The sequence below is a fragment of the Leptotrichia sp. OH3620_COT-345 genome (assembly GCF_003932895.1).
Classification (GTDB): Bacteria; Fusobacteriota; Fusobacteriia; order Fusobacteriales; family Leptotrichiaceae; genus Pseudoleptotrichia.
Map to the genome: position 1 here is coordinate 1 of NZ_RQYW01000065.1, position 932 is coordinate 932.

General features: G+C 28.9%; 2 protein-coding genes. Both read right to left on the minus strand.

Annotated features, from left to right (window positions below; all coding sequences use genetic code 11):
• The coding region (locus EII29_RS11300) for an ABC transporter ATP-binding protein (protein ID WP_125237597.1) at positions 1-227 on the minus strand (227 nt) is incomplete at its 3' end.
• A gap of 284 nt (positions 228-511) precedes the next feature.
• On the minus strand, positions 512-932 hold a 421-nt coding region (locus EII29_RS11305), incomplete at its 5' end, for a hypothetical protein (protein ID WP_233573331.1).

A 932-nucleotide genomic window follows, 5' to 3' on the forward strand; every position in this document is an offset into this window, starting at 1 on the left:
ATATCCGACACTCCTGTATTTTCTTTTCTTTCATATGGCAATACATTTGTATTTAGTTTTGGACTATTTGATAAACCTTTATCTGTATACTTTCCATTAGTATAATCTTTTAATAATTCTTCTTTGTTATACTTATCTTTCGCTTCTAATAAATAAGGGCTTTTGTCAAGTAGTGCAGGTCCGTTTATTGCCAAGTTTATCTTTATACTCTGATCTAAGTTATACAAGTCCTTTACTTCTCCTAATATTTTATTTTCCGTGAGGGCTCATTACCGCCCTCACACTCCAGCTATCGTCTACAAAATTTTTTATCCCTCATAAATATTCACTATGCTTGGAAAACAGCAAACTCTCTTTGTTCAGACAGCTGTTTTCCTTATCAGCATAATTTCATATTTACTCGGAAAATTTTGAATGCCGAGATTTTTTGATTTCCTACAATATGGAAAATACTAAAATAAATAGATAGTTTTTCAATTAACTTTGAATATTGGAGTTTTTTTCTGTAATTTTAATTACACGTATTTTTAAAACCATTTATTTGCATTATTTTTTTTGCTATTTTATTTATTTCAGGAATAGTTTTATTATAAAATATCCCATAATCCACATTTTCTTTAACTTTTTTAGCAACACAACCACTACTACTTTCAGAAAATGTTATAGCTATTCCATATCCTGTTTTCATATCTACTATATTTCCTTGTTTAGTATTTATTGCTGTATTTTCAGGTATTATTAAAGTTATTTCTCCAAATTGTACTCGCTTATTTATTGGTCTTGTTGATATATCTTTTATTACTTCCTCTACTCCTCCTTTATATTTCCCCTTATATATTGCTCCCGGTCCATCTTTTTTTGTTGCTTCTCTTTCTTCTCTATCTTGTTCTATTTCAAAAGCTGTTTTTTGAATTCCGTATCTCAATTCACCA